Here is a 6,766-nt window from a genome sequence, read left to right as displayed (position 1 = left end):
CGCCGAGGGCGCCGGCGCCCTCGGCGATGATGTGTTCTTCCAGCGCCAGGCGGACCAGCGTTTCGCGCAGCTCGGCCTCGCGCACGGTGACGATGTCGTCCAGCAGGCTGGCGCACAGGCGGCGGGTGATGAAGCCGGGGATCTTGACCTTGACGCCGTCGGCCAGCGTCGGCACCGGGTCGATCTCGCGCGCGTCGCCGCGCACGGCGCGCAGCATCGAATCCACGCCCTCGACCTGCGCGCCGACCACGCGCACGCCCTGCGACTTCAGCGCCAGCGCCACGCCCGAGGCCAGGCCGCCGCCGCCGATCGGCACGATCACCACGTCCGGCACATGCTCGGCGATCTCGATGCCGACCGTGCCCTGGCCGGCGATGACGTCGGCGTCGTCGAACGCGGACAGGAAGCGGTAGCCATTCTGCGCGGCCAGCTCGCGCGCGAAGCCGTAGGCCTCGTCGTAGCTGTTGCCGTGCTGGCGCACGGTGGCGCCCCAGTGGGCGACGCCGGCGATCTTGGTGGCCGGTGCGCCATGCGGCATCACCGTGATGGCCTGCAGGCCCAGGCGGTGGGCCGACCACGCCACGCCCTGGGCGTGGTTGCCGGCCGAGGCGCAGATCACCGGGCGGTCGTCGCCGCGCTCCAGGCCGGCCAGCATCGCGTTCAACGCGCCGCGCACCTTGTAGGAGCCGGTGCGCTGCAGGTTCTCCAGCTTCAGCCACACGCCGAAGCGTTCGGCGTAGTGCAGCGGCGTGGCACTCAGGTAGCGGCGCAGGCGCGCCTGCGCGGCCAGCACGTCGGCCACGCTCACGCGTACCGGTACGTCGGCTACTTCAGGCTCCACGGGGGCGCGCCCGGTATCAGGCATGGCGACACGCGAACGGCTGGCACGGAAGAAGACACCTCCGTACCAGCTGCTCCGGGTGGCGGGCGACGGCGTTCATGCCGCCGCCTCCAGCGGCAGTGCAGTGGCCTGCACCGACTCGCAGTCGTACACCTTCTCCAGCTGGCGGCACAGCGTCTCGGCCGGGCGGGTGCCCTCGACCTCCAGCTGCAGGTGCCAGCGGCCCTGGTCGTCGGCGTCCGGCGCGCCATGGATGGCGCGCGGGCTGAAGCCGCGGCGTTCGGCCATGCCGATCACGCGCAACAGCGCGCCTTCGGCCGGACGCAGCACCAGGTCAAGCCGGTAGCGCATGGCTGGCCTCCCGTGCGGCGTGGGCGGGGTTGCTCTCCAGCATGGTGCTGTTGGCGGTGTTCGGCGGCACCAGCGGCCACACGTTGGCGCGTGCGTCGATGGCCACGTGCAGCAGCGCCGGGCCGGGCTGGGCCAGCATCGCCGCCAGCGCGTCGTCGACCTGGTCGCGCGCGGTGATGCGCGTGGCCGGGATGCCGAACACCTGCGCCAGCGCGGCGAAGTCCGGGTTGTCGGACAGGTCGATCTCGCTGTAGCGCTCGGCGAAGAACAGCTCCTGCCACTGCCGCACCATGCCCAGCGAACTGTTGTCCAGCAGCACGATCTTCACCGGCAGCTTGCAGCGGGCGATGGTCGCCAGCTCCTGCACGTTCATCATGAAGCTGCCATCGCCGGAGACCAGCACCACGGTGCGATCCGGGCAGGCGAACTGCGCGCCCATCGCCGCCGGCAGGCCGAAGCCCATCGTGCCAAGCGCGCCGCTGGTCAGGTGGTTGCGCGGATGCTGGAAGCGGCAGTGCTGCGCCACCCACATCTGATGCTGGCCCACGTCGCAGGCGATGATGGCGTCGGCCGGCGCGACCTCGCTCAGGCGCTTCAGCAACGCCGGGGCGTAGATGTCGCCGCCGGGGGCGTCGTAGCGCGCCCCGAAGCGTTCGCGGTTCGCCGCGCAACGCTTGCGCCATGCCTCGCAGGTGGAGCGCGCCGCGGCCAGGGCCTTCAGGCCGGTGGCGACGTCGCCCGGGATGGCGATGTCGGCGGTGCGCAGCTTGGAGATCTCGTAGGCGTCGGCATCCAGGTGGACGACCCGCGCGAACGGGGCGAACTCGTTCAACTTGCCGGTGGCGCGGTCGTCGAAACGCGCGCCGACCACCACCAGCAGGTCGCTCTCCTGCACGGCGATGTTTGCCGCGCGGGTGCCGTGCATGCCCAGCATGCCCAGGCTCTGCGGATGCTGCGGCGGCAGCGCGCCCAGCCCGCGCAGGGTCATCACCGTCGGCAGGCCGGCGGCTTCGACGAACTGGCGGAACGCATCGACCGCGTCGGCCAGCGCGATGCCACCACCGGCGTACACCACCGGGCGCTCGGCACCGGCGATGGCGGCCAGCGCGTCGGCCAGGCGGGCTTGTTCCGGCGCGGCCGGCGGAGCGACTTCTGCCGGGACGTGCGCGGGCAGCGCCGAGGCGTCGGCCAGCTGCACGTCCTTCGGCAGGTCGATCAACACCGGGCCGGGGCGGCCTTCGCGGGCGATGCGGAACGCTTCGCGCACCACCTGCGGCAGGTCTTCGACCCGGCGCACCAGGAAGCTGTGCTTGACGATCGGCAGGGTCAGGCCGAACACATCCAGTTCCTGGAAGGCATCGGTGCCCAGCAGCGGCGTGGCGACCTGGCCGGTCAGGCAGACCATCGGCACCGAGTCCAGCATCGCATCGGCGATGCCGGTGACCAGGTTGGAGGCGCCGGGGCCGGAAGTGGCCACGCACACGCCGACGCGACCGCTGGCGCGGGCGTAGCCGTTGGCGGCCAGCGCCGCGCCCTGCTCATGCCGCACCAGGATGTGTTTGAGCGAGGAATCTACCAGGGCATCGTAGAACGGCATGATCGTGCCACCCGGATAACCGAACAGCGTATCCACGCCTTCGGCTTCCAGGGCCTGCGTCAGCCAGCGCGCGCCATTGGGCGGCGTGGCTTGTGCGGTGGTGTCCATGCAGGGGCGTCCTTTGCGGAGCGACTGGGGGAAGGGCGCGGCTTACGCCGCGCGTTGGCTGCCGGCGGGTTGCGCGGCGGCGGCCTGGCCGTTGAGCCACACCATCTTGGCGCGCAGCTGCTTGCCGACCTGCTCGATCGGGTGGTCCAGGTCGGCCTGCTTGTACTTCTTGTAGTTCGGCAGGCCCGCTTCGTACTCGGCCACCCAGTTCTTGGTGAAGGTGCCGTCCTGGATGTCCTTGAGCACTTCCTTCATGCGCGCCTTGGTGCCGGCGTCGATCACGCGCGGGCCGCTGACGTAGTCGCCGTACTGCGCGGTTTCGGAGATGAACTCCAGCATGCGGGTGATGCCGCCTTCGTAGAACAGGTCCACGATCAGCTTCAGCTCGTGCAGCACTTCGTAATAGGCGATCTCCGGCTGGTAGCCGGCTTCCACCAGGGTTTCGAAGCCGGCCTGCACCAGCGCGCTGGCGCCGCCGCACAGCACGGCCTGCTCGCCGAACAGGTCGGTCTCGGTCTCTTCCTTGAAGGTGGTCTGGATCAGGTTGGCGCGCGCGCCGCCCAGGCCGCCGGCGTAGGTCAGGGCCAGCTGCTCGGCGTGACCGCTCTTGTCCTGGTACACCGCCCAGATGCACGGCACGCCGCGGCCGATTTCATACTCGCGGCGCACCAGCGCGCCCGGGCCCTTCGGCGCGACCAGCACCACGTCCAGGTCCTCGCGCGGGGCGATCATGTTGAAGTGCACGTTCAGGCCATGCGCGAACAGCAGGCACGCGCCCTGTTTCATGTTCGGCGCCAGCACTTCCTCGTAGAGCTTCTTCTGCACCATGTCCGGGGTGAGCACGGCGACCAGGTCGGCCTCGCGCACGGCGTCCGCCGGCGGGCGCACTTCGAAGCCATCGGCCTTGGCCTGCACCTCGGTCGGGCCGCCGGGGCGCAGGCCCACGGTCACGTCGAAACCGGAGTCGCGCAGGTTCATGGCATGGGCGCGGCCCTGGCTGCCGTAGCCGACGACGGTGATGCGCGGGGTCTGTTCGTTGCTGCTCATCGTGCGTTTTCCTCGAGGTGAAAAAAGATCAGCCGGCGCGCGCGTTGGCGGGCCGGCTGAGGGGGAGGGCGGCAGTGGCTTGCGCGCAGGCAGCGCCGCCGGCGTGGCCGGTGCGGGTCTGGCTGTGGTTTTTGCGTGCCGGGTGGGTCATGTGCCTGCCGTGTTTGCTTCGTCTTGCCCTATAAAAGAAAAACCCCGCGCCGTTGCCGGTGCGGGGTTTCGTCGAATCCTGCGTTGCTTGCTGCTTACACGCCGGTTCGTCCCGCACTTGTGGGCGAGGTAATAAGTACAAGGACGAGGAGCGAAGCATCGACGCGCGCCGGCTGGGGCGCTGCGATCAGTTCGGTGTTCGCGGTGGTGTGGCGCTGCAACATGCGATCGAGAAAAACATGCGTGGGAAGATGTGTCAAGCCATTGGCGGAAATTAATTTAGTGGCATCTGCAATGGTTTCCGGGGCAACGGATTTCACTGCATTTTTGCGGGAAAGTGGAATGCCGGTTCATCGCTTGGATGCCTTGAAAACACTGCATCTCACGTAGTTCCTGGTGTCCTTCCTGGCGTGAGGAAGCGCAAGGCGCAGACCGCAGTCGAGACGATTTCGCGCGCGTCACTTCGTGGTCGATTCGCTGGCCATTTCATGGCCCATCGGCCCGATGTGCGCGGCGGGACGGGTGCGCACGCGCCGGCTGGACGCAATGCACGGGCACAGGACTTCCGGCAGGTGACGCGGCGGGGCGGGGTGATACGGTGGCGCGCATCCTGTCTACCCGGTGCCCGCATGATCCGTCCTTCCGTCCTGCCCCTTGCCCGGGGCATCGCGCTGTTCCTGCTGGTGTCCGGCGCGTGTGCGTCCGGCACGGCCTTCGCGGGCGACCGCATCACCGGCCCCGGCTTCGCCACGCGCTCGGAAGTGATCGCGCCGCACGCGATGGCGGCCACGTCGCAGCCGCTGGCCACCCAGATCGCGCTGGACGTGATGAAGCAGGGCGGCTCGGCCATGGACGCGGCGATCGCGGCCAACGCCGCGCTCGGCCTGATGGAGCCGACCGGCAACGGCGTGGGCGGTGACCTGTTCGCCATCGTCTGGGATCCGAAAACGAAGCAGCTTTATGGCTACAACGGCTCGGGCCGCTCGCCGAAGTCGCTGACTTTGGCCGAGTTCCAGCGCCGCGGCCTGAAGGACATCCCGCCGACCGGGCCGCTGCCGGTCTCCGTGCCGGGCGCGGTCGATGCGTGGTTCGCCCTGCACGAGCGCTTTGGCCGCAAGCCGATGGCCGAGGACCTGGCGCCAGCCATCCGCTACGCGCGCGAGGGCCACCCGGTGGCCGAGACGATCGCCTACTACTGGGACCGCTCGGTGCCGCGGCTGTCGCAGTACCCCGGCTTCAAGGAGCAGTTCACCCTCGACGGCCACGCGCCGCGCAAGGGCGAGCTGTGGAAGAACCCGAACCTGGCCAACACGCTGCAGAAGATCGCCGATGGCGGCCGCGACGCCTTCTACAAGGGGGACATCGCCCGCACCATCGACGCCTACTTCAAGGCCAACGGCGGCTTCCTGAGCTATGACGACCTGGCCAGCCACCACGGCGAGTGGGTGCAGCCGGTGAGCAGCAACTACCGCGGCTACGACGTGTGGGAGTTGCCGCCCAACAGCCAGGGCATCGCCGCGCTGCAGATCCTCAACATCCTGGAAGGGTACGACTTCTCGAAAATCGCCTTCGGCTCGCCCGAGCACATCCACCTCTACGTGGAAGCCAAGAAGCTGGCCTTCGCCGACCGCGCGCGCTTCTATGCGGACCCGGCGTTCCAGAAGGCGCCGATCGACAAGCTGATCTCCAAGGAATATGCGGCCGAGCGCCGCAAGCTGATTTCCCCGGACAAGGCGCTGAAGGAAGTGCAGCCGGGCACGCCGAAGCAGCTGGAGGAGGGCGACACCATCTACATGACCGTGGCCGACGCCGACGGGATGATGGTGTCGCTGATCCAGTCCAACTACCGCGGCATGGGCAGCGGCATGGCGCCTCCGGGGCTGGGTTTCATCCTGCAGGACCGCGGCGAGATGTTCGTGCTGAAGAAGGACCATCCGAACGGCTATGCGCCGGGCAAGCGTCCGTTCCAGACGATCATCCCCGGCTTCATCACCAAGGATGGGCAGCCGTACATGAGTTTCGGCGTGATGGGCGGGGCGATGCAGCCGCAGGGCCATGCGCAGATCGTGATGAACATGGTCGACTTCCACATGAACCTCCAGGAGGCCGGCGATGCGCCGCGCATCCAGCACGAGGGTTCGACCGAACCGACCGGGCAGGCCACGGCGATGACGGACGGCGGCGAGGTCAACCTGGAGAGCGGCTTCTCCTACGAGACGATCCGCGAGCTGATGCGCAAGGGGCATCGCATCGTTTTCGCCGACGGCCCTTATGGCGGCTACCAGGCGATCCTGCGCGATCCGGCCACCGGGGTGTACTACGGGGCTTCGGAGAGCCGGAAGGATGGGCAGGCGGCGGGGTACTGATTGCCTGGTTGGCTTGCTTGAAAAGCCTGCACCGGGCGGTGGCGGAGGTCGCCTCACGGTGCGGGCCCCGACCCCGCCGGGGTAGGCGCGTCGCTTCCGGCGTACGTCCTGTACTCAGTCAGCGAACGCAGGCCATCCATGGCCTGCTCGCGCCTACCCCGGCGGGGACGGCGCAGGGCGCATCCGCTTTCCCACTTCGATCAAGCGCGTGCCCATCGGCATCGCGTCGGCTTTTGACCTTCGATCCGTGGTCATTGATCTGTCGGGTGGTCGGGGGCGGCGCCGGGGCGGGGGCGTGTGGCGACA

General features: G+C 69.0%; 6 protein-coding genes. 1 reads left to right on the top strand and 5 read right to left on the bottom strand.

The window, feature by feature from the left end; translation table 11 throughout:
- From ARC20_RS00590 to ARC20_RS18095, 5 genes are all read right to left on the bottom strand, one after another.
- A partial coding sequence (locus ARC20_RS00590) for a threonine dehydratase (RefSeq protein WP_057642763.1) occupies positions 1-865 on the bottom strand: 865 nt, incomplete at its 3' end.
- 72 nt (positions 866-937) lie between these two features.
- A complete protein-coding gene (locus ARC20_RS00585; protein WP_057642760.1) occupies positions 938-1,192 on the bottom strand; it encodes an ACT domain-containing protein in 255 nt (84 codons plus the stop codon).
- Entirely contained in the window at positions 1,176-2,897 is a 1,722-nt protein-coding gene (gene ilvG / locus ARC20_RS00580; RefSeq protein ID WP_057642757.1) for an acetolactate synthase 2 catalytic subunit, read from the bottom strand. The genes ARC20_RS00585 and ilvG overlap by 17 nt, the downstream gene beginning before the upstream one ends.
- A gap of 42 nt (positions 2,898-2,939) precedes the next feature.
- Positions 2,940-3,944, bottom strand: a complete 1,005-nt coding sequence (ilvC, locus tag ARC20_RS00575) for a ketol-acid reductoisomerase (RefSeq protein WP_057642754.1) — start codon at positions 3,942-3,944, stop codon at positions 2,940-2,942.
- 245 nt (positions 3,945-4,189) lie between these two features.
- Complete coding sequence (locus ARC20_RS18095) at positions 4,190-4,414, bottom strand: hypothetical protein (RefSeq protein ID WP_146165874.1); 225 nt, start codon at positions 4,412-4,414, stop codon at positions 4,190-4,192.
- Positions 4,415-4,723: 309 nt separating this feature from the next.
- Here ARC20_RS18095 and ggt point away from each other — a divergent pair, with 309 nt between their 5' ends.
- Positions 4,724-6,460 (top strand): gamma-glutamyltransferase, encoded by a 1,737-nt coding sequence (ggt, locus tag ARC20_RS00570; protein WP_057642747.1) that lies wholly within the window; start codon positions 4,724-4,726, stop codon positions 6,458-6,460.
- Positions 6,461-6,766: the final 306 nt, after the last annotated feature.

Source organism: Stenotrophomonas panacihumi, from assembly GCF_001431645.1.
GTDB lineage: Bacteria > Pseudomonadota > Gammaproteobacteria > Xanthomonadales > Xanthomonadaceae > Stenotrophomonas_A > Stenotrophomonas_A panacihumi.
The sequence above is the reverse complement of the archived record's forward strand: the minus strand, read 5'-3'. Positions and strand labels throughout refer to the sequence as shown.